The organism is Pseudomonas segetis, assembly GCF_900188155.1.
Classification (GTDB): domain Bacteria; phylum Pseudomonadota; class Gammaproteobacteria; order Pseudomonadales; family Pseudomonadaceae; genus Aquipseudomonas; species Aquipseudomonas segetis.
Map to the genome: position 1 here is coordinate 212314 of NZ_FZOG01000001.1, position 14636 is coordinate 226949.

16 protein-coding genes and 1 tRNA gene are annotated in these 14636 nt (G+C 56.8%); 15 read left to right on the forward strand and 2 right to left on the reverse strand.

All coding sequences use genetic code 11. The features are described 5' to 3' along the window. The first annotated feature begins 82 nt into the window (after window positions 1–82). Window positions 83–472: a GFA family protein gene (locus tag CHB79_RS01025; protein ID WP_089358613.1), complete on the forward strand. Its 390-nt coding sequence runs from the start codon at window positions 83–85 to the stop codon at window positions 470–472. 139 nt (window positions 473–611) lie between these two features. Here CHB79_RS01025 and CHB79_RS01030 read toward each other — a convergent pair. Further along, window positions 612–696 (reverse strand) — tRNA-Leu (locus tag CHB79_RS01030). Between the two features lie 110 nt (window positions 697–806). Between CHB79_RS01030 and queA the strand changes: the two genes are divergently transcribed. From queA to CHB79_RS01060, 6 genes are all read left to right on the forward strand, one after another. Beyond that, window positions 807–1856 carry a tRNA preQ1(34) S-adenosylmethionine ribosyltransferase-isomerase QueA gene (gene queA / locus CHB79_RS01035; protein WP_089358614.1) on the forward strand — a complete coding sequence of 350 codons (1050 nt, stop codon included), beginning with the start codon at window positions 807–809 and terminating at the stop codon, window positions 1854–1856. Between the two features lie 14 nt (window positions 1857–1870). Next, on the forward strand, window positions 1871–2986 hold the full coding sequence (gene tgt / locus CHB79_RS01040; protein WP_176443129.1) for a tRNA guanosine(34) transglycosylase Tgt: 1116 nt from the start codon (window positions 1871–1873) through the stop codon (window positions 2984–2986). Between the two features lie 40 nt (window positions 2987–3026). Continuing rightward, window positions 3027–3362: a preprotein translocase subunit YajC gene (gene yajC, locus CHB79_RS01045; RefSeq protein ID WP_010484568.1), complete on the forward strand. Its 336-nt coding sequence runs from the start codon at window positions 3027–3029 to the stop codon at window positions 3360–3362. A gap of 61 nt (window positions 3363–3423) precedes the next feature. Next, window positions 3424–5292, forward strand: coding sequence for a protein translocase subunit SecD (secD, locus tag CHB79_RS01050; protein WP_010484570.1), 1869 nt, complete (start codon window positions 3424–3426; stop codon window positions 5290–5292). A 9-nt stretch (window positions 5293–5301) separates the two neighbouring features. Continuing rightward, window positions 5302–6207 (forward strand): protein translocase subunit SecF, encoded by a 906-nt coding sequence (secF, locus tag CHB79_RS01055; protein ID WP_089358616.1) that lies wholly within the window; start codon window positions 5302–5304, stop codon window positions 6205–6207. A gap of 124 nt (window positions 6208–6331) precedes the next feature. Continuing rightward, window positions 6332–6865 carry a glycine zipper 2TM domain-containing protein gene (locus CHB79_RS01060; protein ID WP_010484572.1) on the forward strand — a complete coding sequence of 178 codons (534 nt, stop codon included), beginning with the start codon at window positions 6332–6334 and terminating at the stop codon, window positions 6863–6865. Between the two features lie 162 nt (window positions 6866–7027). Here the strand turns inward: CHB79_RS01060 and suhB are convergent, their stop codons facing one another. Next, window positions 7028–7843 carry a type III secretion system regulator SuhB gene (suhB, locus tag CHB79_RS01065; RefSeq protein ID WP_010484575.1) on the reverse strand — a complete coding sequence of 272 codons (816 nt, stop codon included), beginning with the start codon at window positions 7841–7843 and terminating at the stop codon, window positions 7028–7030. Window positions 7844–7986: 143 nt separating this feature from the next. On the opposite strand from suhB, the gene trmJ reads away from it, so the two are divergent. The 8 genes from trmJ to hscA all read left to right on the forward strand — a co-directional run bounded on the left by trmJ (window position 7987) and on the right by hscA (window position 14636). After that, entirely contained in the window at window positions 7987–8766 is a 780-nt protein-coding gene (trmJ, locus tag CHB79_RS01070; protein WP_089358617.1) for a tRNA (cytosine(32)/uridine(32)-2'-O)-methyltransferase TrmJ, read from the forward strand. Further along, complete coding sequence (cysE, locus tag CHB79_RS01075; protein WP_010484578.1) at window positions 8759–9538, forward strand: serine O-acetyltransferase; 780 nt, start codon at window positions 8759–8761, stop codon at window positions 9536–9538. Before trmJ ends, cysE begins: the two co-directional genes overlap by 8 nt. Before the next feature lie 139 nt (window positions 9539–9677). Continuing rightward, window positions 9678–10169 (forward strand): Fe-S cluster assembly transcriptional regulator IscR, encoded by a 492-nt coding sequence (gene iscR, locus CHB79_RS01080; protein ID WP_010484581.1) that lies wholly within the window; start codon window positions 9678–9680, stop codon window positions 10167–10169. A 40-nt stretch (window positions 10170–10209) separates the two neighbouring features. Beyond that, window positions 10210–11424 (forward strand): IscS subfamily cysteine desulfurase, encoded by a 1215-nt coding sequence (locus tag CHB79_RS01085; RefSeq protein WP_089358618.1) that lies wholly within the window; start codon window positions 10210–10212, stop codon window positions 11422–11424. Window positions 11425–11465: 41 nt separating this feature from the next. Continuing rightward, window positions 11466–11852, forward strand: a complete 387-nt coding sequence (gene iscU, locus CHB79_RS01090) for a Fe-S cluster assembly scaffold IscU (protein ID WP_010484583.1) — start codon at window positions 11466–11468, stop codon at window positions 11850–11852. A gap of 12 nt (window positions 11853–11864) precedes the next feature. Next, window positions 11865–12188, forward strand: a complete 324-nt coding sequence (gene iscA, locus CHB79_RS01095; protein ID WP_069901233.1) for an iron-sulfur cluster assembly protein IscA — start codon at window positions 11865–11867, stop codon at window positions 12186–12188. Between the two features lie 7 nt (window positions 12189–12195). Next, on the forward strand, window positions 12196–12717 hold the full coding sequence (gene hscB / locus CHB79_RS01100) for a co-chaperone HscB (protein WP_089358619.1): 522 nt from the start codon (window positions 12196–12198) through the stop codon (window positions 12715–12717). Window positions 12718–12770: 53 nt separating this feature from the next. Beyond that, entirely contained in the window at window positions 12771–14636 is a 1866-nt protein-coding gene (gene hscA, locus CHB79_RS01105; RefSeq protein WP_089358620.1) for a Fe-S protein assembly chaperone HscA, read from the forward strand.

A 14636-nucleotide genomic window follows, 5' to 3' on the forward strand; every position in this document is an offset into this window, starting at 1 on the left:
TTCTCCAAGGGGATAAAATGGTAGCTGCTGTTTAATTGTCTTGGCTATTGGTTACAACAGCATAATTTTAGAGGAGGTGCTTGTGGAGTCGTTCAACGCGGGTTGCCTGTGCGACAAAGTTCGAATTGTCGCGGTTGGCCAGCCCTATCGGGTGGGTATCTGTCATTGTCAGGATTGCCGCAAGCATCACGGCGCGTTGTTTCACGCCTCGGCGATATTTCCCGAGGATGCCGTAACCATCACTGGTGAGGTCGGTGAATACCAGGGTCGGTATTTCTGTCCCAGCTGTGGCTCATCGGTCTTTTCCCGTAGCGCTGACGAGGTCGAGCTGAACCTGGGCTCGCTGGATGAGCCGGACCAGTTACGACCCACCTACGAGTTATGGATGCTAAGGCGAGAGTCGTGGCTGCCGCCGTTTCCAGTGGCGCACCGCTACTTGCGTGATCGCGATGGGCAAGGGCGCTTCGAGTAGGCGCAGGCATGGTGCAGGGCGCGTGGAAAAGAGCCAAGGCAGGCCGATTTTTATTAATAAGCGTTGCCTGGAACCACTGTGCCAACTTTACCTCGGGCATAAAAAAGGCCTTGATAATCAAGGCCTTTCTTCGAGTTTGTGGTGCCCCGGGGGAGACTCGAACTCCCACTTCTTTCGAAAACGGATTTTGAATCCGCCGCGTCTACCGATTCCGCCACCGGGGCACAATGGCGGCGAAGTATAGGGACGAGTTTCGAGTTGGTCAATGCTCTTTCGTGGTCATTTTTAATAATTTCCGCTAAACTTTGCCGCCCTGCTAGATGACCCTTCTGTCATGCGTGTTGCCGATTTTCATTTTGATTTACCTGAAGCCCTGATTGCTCGTCATCCATTGACTGAGCGGCGTGCCAGTCGCCTGCTAACGGTCGATGGACCGAGCGGTGCGCTGGGCCACCGTCAATTCAGTGACCTGCTCGAGTTTTTGCGCCCAGGCGACCTGATGGTGTTTAACAACACGCGGGTCATTCCTGCGCGCTTGTTTGGCCAGAAGGCTTCGGGCGGCAAGCTTGAGATTCTGGTTGAGCGTGTGCTGGACAGCCATCGCGTGCTGGCGCATGTGCGCTCGAGCAAGTCACCAAAACCTGGCTCGAGCATTTTGCTTGAGGGGGGCGGCGAGGCAGAAATGGTTGCCCGTCACGATGCCCTGTTCGAGTTGCGCTTTGCCGAGGAAGTCTTACCGCTGCTTGAGCGGGTCGGCCATATGCCGTTGCCGCCTTATATTGATCGGCCGGACGATGCAGCCGACCGCGAGCGTTATCAGACCGTCTATGCCCAGCGCGCTGGTGCGGTAGCGGCGCCAACGGCGGGGCTGCATTTCGATGAAGCGCTGATGGCAGCCATTGCTGACAAAGGTATCGAGACTGCCTTTGTCACCTTGCATGTCGGCGCGGGTACTTTCCAGCCCGTGCGTGTCGAGCGTATCGAAGATCATCACATGCACAGCGAGTGGCTTGAGGTTGGTCAGGATGTGGTCGACGCGGTGGCTGCCTGTCGTGCACGCGGTGGCCGGGTGATCGCCGTGGGCACGACCAGCGTACGCTCGCTGGAAACAGCCGCGCGTGATGGCGAGCTCAAGCCCTTCAGTGGCGATACTGATATTTTTATCTACCCCGGCAGGCCATTTCATGTGGTCGATGCGCTGGTAACCAATTTTCACCTGCCTGAGTCGACCTTGCTGATGCTGGTGTCGGCGTTTGCAGGTTATCCGGAAACCATGGCGGCTTATCAAAGTGCTGTCGCCGAGGGTTACCGTTTCTTTAGTTATGGTGATGCCATGTTCATCACCCGTAATCCCGCGGCGCGCGGGCCCGAGGATCACGTATGACGCGTACTTGCCGTATGTCTTTTGAGTTGTTGGCAACCGATGGCAAGGCGCGTCGCGGACGCCTGACCTTCCCACGTGGCGTAGTGGAAACCCCTGCATTCATGCCGGTCGGCACTTACGGCACGGTCAAGGGCATGTTGCCTCGTGATATCGAGGCGATTGGCGCGCAGATGATCCTGGGTAACACCTTCCATCTGTGGCTGCGCCCGGGTACCGAGGTCATCAAGGAGCACGGCGACCTGCACGACTTCATGCAGTGGAAAGGTCCTATCCTGACTGACTCCGGTGGCTTCCAGGTCTTCAGCTTGGGTGCCATGCGCAAAATCAAGGAGGAGGGCGTGACCTTCGCCTCCCCGGTTGACGGTGCCAAGGTGTTCATGGGGCCGGAAGAGTCGATGCAGGTCCAGCGCGACCTGGGCTCAGATGTGGTAATGATTTTCGACGAGTGCACGCCGTATCCAGCAGAGTTCGATGTAGCCAAGACGTCGATGGAGTTGTCGCTGCGTTGGGCCAAGCGTTCAAAAGCTGCTCACGGCGATAACACTGCAGCGCTGTTCGGTATTGTCCAGGGCGGCATGTACCAGGAGTTGCGCCAGCGTTCGCTCGAGGGCCTCAATGAAATTGGCTTTGATGGCCTGGCGATTGGCGGCTTGTCGGTGGGTGAGCCAAAAGAAGAAATGATCAAGGTGCTCGACTACCTGCCAGGCCTGATGCCGGCTGAAAAACCGCGTTACCTGATGGGGGTGGGCAAGCCCGAGGATTTGGTCGAAGGTGTGCGTCGTGGCGTGGATATGTTCGATTGCGTGATGCCGACCCGTAACGCTCGCAATGGCCACCTGTTTGTCGATACCGGTGTGTTGAAGATCCGCAATGCAGCGCACCGTCACGATGATTCTCCCCTGGATGCCAATTGCGATTGCTACACCTGCCAGAACTTCTCCCGTGCTTATCTGCATCATTTGGACAAATGCGGCGAAATGTTGGGCAGTATGCTGAATACAATCCACAACTTACGTCACTATCAGCGCTTGATGGCTGGTTTGCGCGGTGCTATCCAACAGGGTACATTGGCCGCCTTTGTCGATAGCTTCTACAGCCAGCGTGGTCTGCCAACGCCGCCGCTGGACTAAACCCGAGTTTGTTTAAAAACTATTTCAACAGGAGTGATACATGAGCTTTTTTATCCCTGCGGCATTCGCAGACGCTGCTGCACCTGCGGCCGGCCCAGCTGGTAGCGGTTTTGAGTGGGTATTTCTGGTCGGTTTCCTGGTCATCTTCTACCTGATGATCTGGCGTCCACAGTCCAAGCGTGCCAAAGAGCACAAGAACCTGCTCAGCAGCCTGCAGAAAGGTGATGAAGTCGTCACCACTGGTGGGATTGCTGGCAAGGTCAACAAAGTCAGCGATGACTTTGTAGTGATTGAAGTCTCGGATACCGTTGAGCTGAAAATTCAGAAGGTTGCCATTGCAGCGACCTTGCCTAAAGGCACTCTGAAAGCCATCTAAGTTTCAACCTTTACCATTCGACGGGGCGCTAAATGCGCCCCGCGTTACAACGGGCGGCGTCATGCTCAATAAATTTCCAGTTTGGAAGTACCTGCTGATTGTGGCCGTGTTGGCCGTCGGCTTTCTCTACTCTGCTCCTAACCTGTATCCGGATGACCCGGCTATCCAGATTAGTGGCAACAGCACCGCCAAGCGCATCGAACAGTCTGATCTTGATCGTGCAGACCGTGCGTTGAAAGAGGCTGGTATCGAGGTCAAGGGCCTTAGCGTTGCCGACCAGGGCAAGGCAGGTTTGCTGCGCTTGGTCAAGAAGGAAGATCAGCTTCCTGCAAAAGACATCGTGCGCAAGGCGCTCGGTGAAGATTTCGTGGTTGCGCTGAACCTTGCGCAAACAACGCCTGACTGGCTGCGCAGCGTCGGTGCGACGCCGATGAAGCTGGGTCTCGACCTTTCCGGTGGTGTCCACTTCCTGCTCGAAGTTGACATGGAGAAAGCCCTGGATGCACGGCGCAAGGTTTACGAGGGCGAGGTCAAGACCTTGTTGCGTAAAGAGCGCGTGCGTTACCGCAGCATGCCGGAGCAGGCAGGTGCAATTCAGCTGGGTTTTGCTGATGAAGATACGCTTGAAAAAGCCAGAAGCCTGGTGCGCAAGGACTTCACTGACTTTGACCTGACCACCACCGAGCGCAGTGGCATGCAAGTGCTGCGCTTGACATTGACCAAGGCCAAGATTGCTGAAATTCGTGAATACTCGATCAAGCAAAACCTGACCACCGTACGTAACCGGGTAAACGAACTGGGCGTGGCTGAGCCGTTGGTTCAGCGCCAGGGTGCCAACCGTATCGTGGTTGAGCTGCCGGGTGTGCAGGATACCGCTGAAGCCAAGCGTATTCTGGGCAAGACGGCCAACCTCGAGTTCCGCCTTGAAGCAGCTGCCGATGCATCAAAGGCATCGACCGAAGCCTTCGAGTTTCGTGAACCGGGTCGTCCGCCGGTCGACCTTGAGCGTGAGCTGATCATCACTGGTGACCAGGTGACCGACGCGCAGGCCAGCTTTGATGAAAATGGCCGTCCGCAAGTCAATATTCGCCTGGATAACCACGGTGGCGACCTGATGAGCCGCGCAACGCGCAGCAACGTTGGTCGCAGCATGGCGGTAATCTTCATCGAGCAAAAGCCGATCACCAAGTTCGTGCGCAAGATGGTTGATGGCGTGGAGCAAGAAGTTGCCGTGCCAAGCTTCGCCGAAGAGAAGAAAATCATCAGCTTGGCAACCATTCAGTCGCCGCTGGGCAGTCAGTTCCGCATTACCGGCCTGAACGGTCAGGGTGAGTCGTCTGAATTGGCCCTGTTGCTGCGTGCCGGTGGCCTGGCCGCGCCGATGTACTTCGCTGAAGAGCGCACCATCGGCCCTAGCCTGGGTGCGGATAACATTGCCAAGGGTGTCGACGCAGCGCTGTGGGGCATGCTGTTCGTATCGCTGTTTATCATTGCGATCTATCGCTTCTTTGGTGTCTTGGCGACCATCGCGCTGGGCTTCAACATGATTTTGCTGCTGGCATTGATGTCGTTGCTCAGTGCAACGCTGACCTTGCCAGGTATCGCCGGTATCGTATTGACCATGGGTATGGCGGTTGACGCCAACGTGCTGATCTTCTCGCGTATCCGCGAAGAAATCGCCAATGGCATGTCGATTCCACGGGCAATCCATGAAGGTTTCGACCGCGCGTTCTCGGCGATCATCGATGCCAACCTGACGACGCTGTTGGTCGGGGGCATCCTGTTCGCAATGGGGACCGGGCCGGTCAAGGGCTTTGCGGTAACGCTGTCGCTTGGCATCCTGACGTCTATGTTCACTGCTATTTGGGTGACTCGCGCCATGGTCAACCTGATTTTTGGCGGGCGTGACTTCAAGAAGTTGTGGATTTAAGGGGCTGACATGAATCGTACAATCAACTTCATGGGGGCGCGGAACTTCGCGTTTGCCGTGACTGTGTTCCTGACGCTGTTGGCGTTGGGCAGCTGGGCGGTAAAGGGCCTGAATTTTGGCCTGGACTTTACTGGCGGTACCCAGATCGAGCTGAGCTACGAGCAACCTGCGGTTTTGGAGCAGGTGCGTGAGAAGTTACAGGCAGCCGGCTTTACTGATGCCGTGGTACAAAGCTTTGGTGCGACCACTGATGTTGTGGTGCGCATGCAGGGTGATGACCCGGACTTGGGTAACAAGGTTGCCAGTGCATTGCGCGCGACGGGTGATCAACTTGAGGTCAAGAAGGTTGAGTTCGTTGGCCCGCAAGTGGGTGAAGAGCTGCGTGACCAAGGCGGTATCGGCATGTTGCTGGCTTTGGGCGGCGTGCTGTTGTACCTGGCTTTCCGCTTCCAGTGGAAGTTTGCGGTCGGAGCCATCGTCTCGCTGATCCATGACGTGGTAGTGACCCTGGGCATACTGTCGTTTTTCCAGGTGACCTTCGACCTGACCACCTTGGCGGCCATCCTGGCGATCATCGGTTACTCGCTCAACGACACTATCGTGGTGTTTGACCGGGTTCGTGAGAACTTCCGGGTGCTGCGTAAGTCGACCTTGATTGAAAATATCAATATCTCGACCACGCAAACCCTGTTGCGGACCTTGGCTACCTCGATCTCGACCCTGCTGGCGATTGGCGCTTTGCTGATTTTTGCAGGCGACAATCTGTTCTCGTTCTCGATCGCGCTGTTTATCGGTGTTTTTGCCGGTACCTACTCGTCGGTTTATATCGCCAACGTAGTGCTGATCTGGCTGAACCTGACTGTCGATGACCTGATTCCACCGGTTGTCGCAGAGGAGGTCGACGAACGCCCTTAGGCCTCAAGCCTGGCGTCATAGTCGCTCAACTGGCCCTCGCAGGTTTTGAACTTGCGAGGGCTTTTTGTTGTCTGAGTATCAGATAAGGCGGGATTCGCCAGATTGAGAAGGTCAGGAGTCAATAATGAATAAGTCATTGCTTGTAGGTGCGGTATTAGGTGCGGTGGGCGTAACTGCTGGCGGTGCTGTTGCGACTTACAGCTTGGTCGGTGGCCCGGACTACGCAGATGTGCTGGCTGTTGAGCCCATCAATGAGACCATCAAGACCCCGCGTCAGGAATGTCGCGATGTGACTGTTACGCGTCAGCGTCCAGTGCAGGACGAACACAAGATTGCCGGTACGGCAATTGGCGCTGTGGTTGGCGGCTTGCTGGGTAACCAGATCGGTGGAGGTAGCGGCAAGAAGATTGCCACTGCGGCAGGTGCCATTGGCGGCGGTTATGCTGGTAACAAGGTGCAGGGCAACATGCAGGCGAACGATACCTACACCACCACGGAAAACCGTTGCAAGACAGTCACCGACACCAGTCAGAAACTGGTGGGCTACAACGTTAAGTATGAGCTGGATGGCAAGGTTAGCCAGGTGCGCATGTCTGAAGATCCAGGTAGCCGTATTCCGGTTAAGGACGGCAAGCTGGTGCTCTCTGAGGCCCAGTAACCGGACCCACAAAAAAGCGCCCTGTCTGGGCGCTTTTTTTGTGGGCGCAGCTCAGCTTGTCTGGGCGCGATTGAAGGTGCTTCTGAATTAAACTAAGCCAGTCGTGCGTCAGGTGCAGGCAATAAAAAAGCGCCCGAAGGCGCTTTTGCAGGCTCGCAGCGCTTAGCGCTTCAGTGATGCCGAAAGATGCGGTTGAATAGCGGTTAATACGGCTTTGAAACACTTGGTGTTGCCGGCAACGATCTGGCCTTTTGCCAGGAAGTCGTGGCCACCGGTGAAGTCACTGACCAGGCCGCCTGCTTCTTGAATCAACAGGGCGCCTGCAGCCATGTCCCACTCGGACAGGCCAAATTCCCAGAATGCATCGAAACGGCCCGCTGCTACATAGGCCAGGTCGAGGCTGGCGGCGCCTGCACGACGTACGCCGGCAGTCTGCCCAACCAGGCTGCGGAACATGCCCAGGTAGTTCTCAAGGTTGTCCATTTGGCTTTCGCGGAACGGGAAGCCGGTGCCAAGCAGGGCACCATCAAGGCTCTTGCGTGTGCTGACGCGCAGGCGGCGACCGTTCAGTGCCGCGCCGCGGCCTCGGCTGGCGGTGAATTCTTCCTGGCGAACCGGGTCTATGATCACGGCGTGCTCAAGGCGGCCGCGATATTTACAGGCAAGACTTACAGCGAAATGCGGCACGCCACGAACGAAGTTGGTGGTGCCGTCCAGTGGATCGATAATCCACAGGTAGTCAGCGCCTTCGCCCGTGCCTTCGGTAAGGCCGCTTTCTTCGCCGTAGAAACCGTGCGTCGGGTAGGCTTTGCGCAGGGCCTGAATGATCAACTGTTCTGCGGAGCGGTCAATTTCGGTCACGTAATCGTTGGCATCTTTCTCGTCTACCGAGATGACGTCCAGGCGTTCGATAGAGCGGAAGATCATTTCACCGGCGCTACGGGCTGCGCGCAGCGCGATATTCAGCATAGGCTGCATGGATGGGTCACCTGGGTCGTTAAAGAAAGCCGATCATTCTATCAGAAAACTCACATATATGAAGTGCCGCATAGCCTGCGTGGCGTAATCAGGGTGGGTTCTGTAAGATTTGCACCTTTCCGCATTCTGTGTGAGCGCTTTCATTGCTGCAAAATATTCGAGTGGTCTTAGTCAATACCAGTCATCCCGGTAATATCGGTGGGGCGGCGCGGGCAATGAAAAACATGGGGTTGAGCCGCTTGGTGCTGGTTGACCCTATTGATTTCCCGAGTCATGAAGCTGATGCACGAGCGTCTGGCGCCAGCGATATTCTCCAGGCGGCGCAAGTCGTCGCTACCCTTGAGGAGGCGCTGGTTGGTTGTAATCTGGTGCTCGGTACCAGTGCCCGTGATCGGCGTATCCCGTGGCCATTGCTGGATCCGCGCGAATGTGGGATCACGGCTTGTGAGCAGGCGCTGGAAGGTGCGGATGTGGCGCTGGTCTTTGGTCGAGAGTATGCCGGCCTGACGAATGAAGAGCTGCAGCGCTGTCAGTATCATGTGCATATTCCGTCTGATCCTGCGTTCAGTTCGCTGAACCTGGCGGCGGCGGTGCAGGTGCTTGTCTATGAGGTGCGCATGGCATGGTTGGCTGCTCAAAACCAGCCTACCAAGGTGGCCAAGCTCGAAACCACTGCAATGCTCAATACCCAGTTGGTGACGGCTGATGAGCTGGAGTCGTTCTACACGCACCTGCAGCAGGCGCTGGAGGAAGTCGGGTTTCTTGATCCGCAAAACCCGCGTCACTTGATGAGTCGGTTGCGGCGCCTATATGGGCGCAATAACATCAGTCGAGCCGAGATGAATATTTTGCGTGGAATCTTGACCGAAACGCTCAAGGCCGCGCGCGGTGAACACCACAAACAGGGGAAGTCAGATGTTTGAGCTAATCCGTGAAGACATTCGAAGCGTATTTCATCGCGACCCGGCTGCGCGCAATACCTTTGAAGTGGTCACCTGCTACCCCGGCCTGCATGCGGTTTGGTTGCATCGCGTTGCCCATGCTTTGTGGGTCAATGGCTGGAAATGGCTGGCCCGCGTGGTTTCGAATTTTGGTCGCTGGCTGACCGGTATTGAAATTCATCCGGGTGCCAGGATTGGACGTCGCTTCTTTATTGACCACGGCATGGGTATCGTCATTGGTGAGACGGCTGAAATCGGCAACGATGTCACCCTTTACCAGGGGGTGACGCTGGGTGGGACTAGCTGGAACAAAGGCAAGCGCCACCCAACGCTCGAAGATGGCGTGGTTGTCGGCGCGGGCGCCAAGGTCCTGGGGCCATTCACTGTTGGTGCCGGTGCCAAGATAGGCTCCAACGCAGTGGTCACCAAGGAAGTACCGGCGGGCGCGACTGCAGTCGGGATTCCCGGCCGGATCATTGTTAAGGACGACAGCGACCAAGAGGCCAAGCGCAAGGCAATGGCTGAAAAGCTGGGCTTTGATGCCTATGGGGTTAGCCAGGACATGCCCGACCCGGTTTCGCGTGCAATTGGCCAGCTGCTTGATCACCTGCAGGCGGTGGATGTGCGCCTTGAGGGTATGTGCGAGGCGCTTACTTCGCTGGGTAGTGACTACTGCGCGAAAGATCTGCCGGTCCTGCGCGATGAAGATTTCATCGGTGTCTGCAAGGAGCAGGACGACAAGCCTGCCGCCTGATGCGCGAGCATAGCGAGTTTGCTATGCTTTGCGCCCCTCGCAAATGCTAATCCCGAGTAATTTAATAGGTCTTATAGTTGACTTAAATACTCGGGAATTGCATAATTTGCAGCATATTGTGATCCCCGGTACCTCTTAGATGAGACTGACAACCAAAGGCCGATACGCCGTCACCGCCATGCTTGACTTGGCGTTGCATGCGCAGAATGGTCCCGTGTCCCTTGCTGATATTTCCGAGCGTCAGGGAATTTCCCTTTCCTACTTGGAGCAGCTGTTCGCCAAGTTGCGTCGCGGAAGCCTGGTTTCCAGTGTTCGTGGCCCCGGTGGCGGTTACCAGCTGGCGCGTGACATGAACGGTATCCAGGTCGCCGAAGTGATTGACGCGGTCAATGAATCCGTTGATGCGACGCGTTGCCAGGGGCAGGGCGATTGTCATGCGGGAGATACCTGCCTGACTCATCATCTGTGGTGTGACCTGAGCCAGCAGATCCACGAGTTCCTGAGTGGCATCAGTTTGGCCGATCTGGTTACCCGTCGAGAAGTTCAAGAAGTTGCTCATCGCCAGGACCAGCGTCGCTGCAACGGCAGGACGTCGCAACTAGATAAAATAGAAGCATCCGCCGTCGACTGAATCCGGCCTGCAAAGCCTGAGTCCTGATAGGAGAGAATCAATGAAATTGCCTATTTACCTCGATTATTCCGCTACCACTCCGGTTGATCCGCGTGTTGCGCAAAAAATGGTCGAGTGCCTGACCGCCGAAGGCAACTTCGGTAACCCAGCGTCGCGTTCCCACTTCTTTGGCTGGAAAGCCGAAGAGGCGGTCGAGAATGCGCGTCGCCAGGTTGCTGAGCTGGTCGGTGCTGACCCGCGTGAAATTGTCTGGACTTCCGGGGCAACAGAATCCGACAACCTGGCTATCAAGGGTGTCGCTGACTTCTACAAGAGCAAGGGCAAGCACCTTGTCACTTCGAAGATCGAGCACAAAGCGGTGCTCGACACCATGCGCCAGCTTGAGCGTGAAGGCTTCGAAGTCACCTACATCGAGCCAGGTGAAGATGGCCTGATCACTCCGTCCATGGTTGAAGCAGCGCTGCGTGAAGACACCGTTCTGGTTTCGATCATGCACGTCAATAACGAGATCGGTACGATCAACGACATTGCCGCCATTGGCGAGCTGACTCGTTCGCGTGGGGTTATCTTCCACGTCGACGCAGCGCAATCGACGGGCAAGGTTGAAATCAACCTGGAGAACCTCAAGGTTGATCTTATGTCGTTCTCTGCGCACAAGACCTACGGCCCTAAAGGCGTGGGCGCACTGTACGTCCGTCGCAAGCCGCGCATCCGACTGGAAGCGCAGACTCACGGTGGCGGTCACGAACGCGGCATGCGCTCGGGAACCTTGGCAACCCACCAGTGCGTTGGCATGGGTGAGGCTTTCCGTATCGCCAAGGAAGAGATGGCTGCCGAGAACCAGCGCTTGCTGGCCTTGCGTGATCGCTTCTACTCGCACCTTGAAGATATGGAAGAGCTCTATGTCAACGGCAGCATGGTTGCCCGCGTACCGCATAACCTCAACCTGAGCTTCAACTATGTTGAGGGCGAGTCGTTGATCATGGCGCTCAAGGATCTGGCTGTTTCCTCGGGTTCGGCCTGTACCTCGGCATCGCTCGAGCCTTCATACGTTCTGCGCGCCCTGGGTCGCAACGATGAGTTGGCGCACAGCTCCATTCGTTTCACCTTCGGTCGCTTCAGCACTGAAGAAGAGATTGATTACGCAGCAGCAAAAGTTCGCGATGCAGTTACCAAGCTGCGTGAGCTTTCGCCACTGTGGGATATGTTCAAAGAAGGTGTCGATCTGTCCCAGGTTGAATGGGCGGCACACTAAAGCTGCCGATGAGCGGCGCCTGATGATTGAGGAATAAGAGCATGGCTTACAGCGAAAAGGTCATTGACCACTACGAAAACCCGCGCAACGTCGGCAAGATGGACGCGCAGGACCCAGATGTTGGCACCGGCATGGTTGGTGCTCCAGCCTGCGGCGACGTAATGCGCTTGCAGATCAAGGTCAACGGCGAAGGCGTTATTGAAGACGCCAAGTTCAAGACCTACGGTTGCGGTTCGGCTATCGCTTCCAGCTCCCTGGCCACTGAGTGGATGAAGGGCAAGACGCTGGACGAGGCTGAAACCATCAAGAACACTCAGCTCGCCGAAGAGCTGGCGTTGCCGCCGGTTAAGATTCACTGCTCAGTGCTCGCCGAGGATGCCATCAAGGCTGCTGTGCGCGACTACAAGCAGAAGAAAGGCTTGCTCTAAGGAGGTTTGTCGATGGCTATCAGCATGACCGAAGCCGCCGCCCGGCACGTACAGCGTTCCCTTGATGGGCGCGGCAAAGGTGAGGGCATTCGTTTGGCTGTTCGCACGACTGGCTGCTCTGGTTTGGCTTATGTGCTGGAGTTTGTCGATGAAACGGCTAGCGAGGACCAGGTCTTTGAGAGTCATGGTGTCAAGGTGATTATTGACCCTAAAAGCCTGGTTTACCTTGACGGCACTGAGCTGGATTTCGTGAAGGAAGGTCTGAACGAAGGCTTCAAGTTCAATAACCCTAACGTGCGCGGTGAGTGTGGCTGCGGCGAAAGCTTCAACATCTGAGGCTATTGTGGGTACTCCTTGTCACTTCGCTTTATTTGACCTGCAGCCAAGCTTTCGGCTGGATCTTGATCAGTTGGCTGTGCGCTATCGCGAGTTGGCCCGGGCGGTTCATCCGGATCGCTTTGCCGACGCCGATGCGCGTGAGCAGCGCGTTGCGCTGGAGAAGTCCGCGAGCCTCAATGAAGCGTACCAGACGCTGAAAAATGCTCCGCAGCGTGCCCGTTACTTGTTGGCCCTCAGTGGCCCCGAGCTACCGCTTGAAGTAACAGTGCATGACCCCGACTTCCTGATGCAGCAGATCCAGTTGCGCGAAGAGCTTGAAGAGCTGCAGGACGCCGATGATATTGAGGGTGTGTTGCAATTCAAGCGCCAGCTGAAAGTTGCCTCTGATGAGTTGAACGAAAGCTTTGCGGTTTGTTGGGATGATCCTGCCCGTCGTGATGAGGCCGAGCGTCTCATGCGTCGCATGCAGTTTCTCGACAAGCTTTCCCACGAGGTCCGCCAGTTGGAAGAGCGCCTCGACGATTAACGCTCGCGTGCCTCAAGGGGTGCGCTTGATATTCACAAAAGCATATATAAACCATGGCCTTACTGCAGATCGCTGAGCCCGGACAGAGCCCCCAGCCGCACCAGCGTCGGCTGGCAGTCGGGATCGACCTGGGCACCACCAATTCGCTAGTCGCTGCCGTTCGCAGCGGAATTTCCGAGCCGTTGGCTGACGCTGAAGGCGAAGTCATACTGCCGTCCGCCGTGCGCTATCACGCGGACCGGGTGGAAGTCGGTGAGTCTGCCAAAGGCGCAGCCTCTAGCGACCCGTTCAACACCATCGTTTCGGTCAAGCGCCTCATGGGGCGCGGTCTTGCGGACGTCAAGCAGCTTGGCGACCAGTTGCCTTACCGCTTTGTTGGCGGTGAGTCGCAGATGCCCTCGATCGAAACAGTGCAGGGCGCCAAGAGCCCGGTTGAAGTTTCCGCCGAGATTCTCAAGGTGTTGCGCCAGCGTGCCGAGTTGACCCTTGGTGGTGAGTTGGTGGGTGCCGTTATTACCGTGCCTGCGTATTTCGATGAAGCGCAGCGCCAGGCCACCAAGGATGCGGCGCGTGTAGCGGGCTTGAATGTCCTGCGCTTGCTCAATGAGCCTACCGCGGCTGCCGTCGCTTATGGGCTCGACCAGCAAGCTGAAGGCGTCGTGGCAATTTATGACTTGGGTGGCGGCACCTTTGATATTTCGATCCTGCGCCTGACCAGCGGTGTATTTGAAGTCATGGCGACTGGCGGAGACAGTGCGCTGGGTGGCGATGACTTTGATCATGCGATCGCCAGCTGGATTATCGAGCAGGCGGGGCTCTCGGTTGATATCGATCCGAGCGCCCAGCGCAGCCTGCTGGAGGTAGCCTGTGCTGCCAAGGAAGCCCTGACCAGCAATGATGTCGTCGAGGTGGTCTACCAGCAATGGCGCGGTGAGCTGAGTCGCGCGCAGTTTGAGGCGCTGATCGAGCCGATGGTTGCTCGCAGCCTCAAGGCCTGTCGCCGTGCAGTGCGTGATTCAGGCATCGAGCTGGAGGAAGTTGGCGCCGTGGTCATGGTTGGTGGTTCTACGCGAGTACCGCGTGTGCGCCAGGCCGTTGCCGAGATGTTTGCCCGTCAGCCCCTGACCGATATCGATCCTGATCAGGTTGTTGCCATCGGCGCGGCGATTCAGGCAGATACCCTGGCCGGGAATAAGCGGGGCGATGGTGAAGAGCTGTTGCTGCTGGATGTCATTCCCTTGTCACTCGGTCTGGAGACCATGGGTGGGTTGATGGAGAAGGTCATTCCGCGTAACACCACCATACCTGTTGCCCGTGCCCAGGACTTCACCACCTACAAAGATGGCCAGACCGCCATGATGGTGCATGTGCTCCAGGGTGAGCGCGAGTTAATCAGTGATTGCCGCTCCCTGGCGCGTTTCGAACTACGTGGTATCCCGCCAATGGTGGCGGGTGCAGCGAAGATCCGGGTGACATTTCAGGTTGATGCCGATGGCCTGTTAAGTGTGGCTGCGCGCGAGCTGGGTTCGGGCGTAGAGGCCAGCATTCAGGTTAAGCCGTCCTATGGGCTGACTGATGACCAGGTAGCCAAAATGCTGCAGGACTCATTCAGCAATGCCGGGGACGACAAGCAGGCGCGCGTATTGCGTGAGCAGCAGGTTGATGCCCAGCGCCTGCTTGAAGCAGTTGAAGCAGCGCTGGATGCCGATGGCGAGCGTTTGCTGGATCGCGATGAGCGGTTGGCGATTGACGCCCAGGTAGAACTGTTGCGCGAGTTGATAAATGGTTCCGATGGCTTGGCCCTTGAACAGCAAACCAAGCGATTGACCCAAGTAACCGATGCGTTTGCAGCGCGTCGCCTGGATTCAACGGTCAAAGCCGCGCTGGCTGGCCGTAGTCTTAATGAGATCGAGGAATAA

Bases quoted from the DNA above. Each gene is read 5' to 3' on its own strand.
- queA (WP_089358614.1), top strand. From the start codon at position 807: ATGCGTGTTGCCGATTTTCATTTTGATTTACCTGAAGCCCTGATTGCT.
- tgt (WP_176443129.1), top strand. From the start codon at position 1,871: ATGTCTTTTGAGTTGTTGGCAACCGATGGCAAGGCGCGTCGCGGACGC.
- yajC (WP_010484568.1), top strand. From the start codon at position 3,027: ATGAGCTTTTTTATCCCTGCGGCATTCGCAGACGCTGCTGCACCTGCG.
- secD (WP_010484570.1), top strand. From the start codon at position 3,424: ATGCTCAATAAATTTCCAGTTTGGAAGTACCTGCTGATTGTGGCCGTG.
- secF (WP_089358616.1), top strand. From the start codon at position 5,302: ATGAATCGTACAATCAACTTCATGGGGGCGCGGAACTTCGCGTTTGCC.
- CHB79_RS01060 (WP_010484572.1), top strand. From the start codon at position 6,332: ATGAATAAGTCATTGCTTGTAGGTGCGGTATTAGGTGCGGTGGGCGTA.
- suhB (WP_010484575.1), bottom strand. From the start codon at position 7,843: ATGCAGCCTATGCTGAATATCGCGCTGCGCGCAGCCCGTAGCGCCGGT.
- cysE (WP_010484578.1), top strand. From the start codon at position 8,759: ATGTTTGAGCTAATCCGTGAAGACATTCGAAGCGTATTTCATCGCGAC.
- iscR (WP_010484581.1), top strand. From the start codon at position 9,678: ATGAGACTGACAACCAAAGGCCGATACGCCGTCACCGCCATGCTTGAC.
- CHB79_RS01085 (WP_089358618.1), top strand. From the start codon at position 10,210: ATGAAATTGCCTATTTACCTCGATTATTCCGCTACCACTCCGGTTGAT.
- iscU (WP_010484583.1), top strand. From the start codon at position 11,466: ATGGCTTACAGCGAAAAGGTCATTGACCACTACGAAAACCCGCGCAAC.
- iscA (WP_069901233.1), top strand. From the start codon at position 11,865: ATGGCTATCAGCATGACCGAAGCCGCCGCCCGGCACGTACAGCGTTCC.
- hscA (WP_089358620.1), top strand. From the start codon at position 12,771: ATGGCCTTACTGCAGATCGCTGAGCCCGGACAGAGCCCCCAGCCGCAC.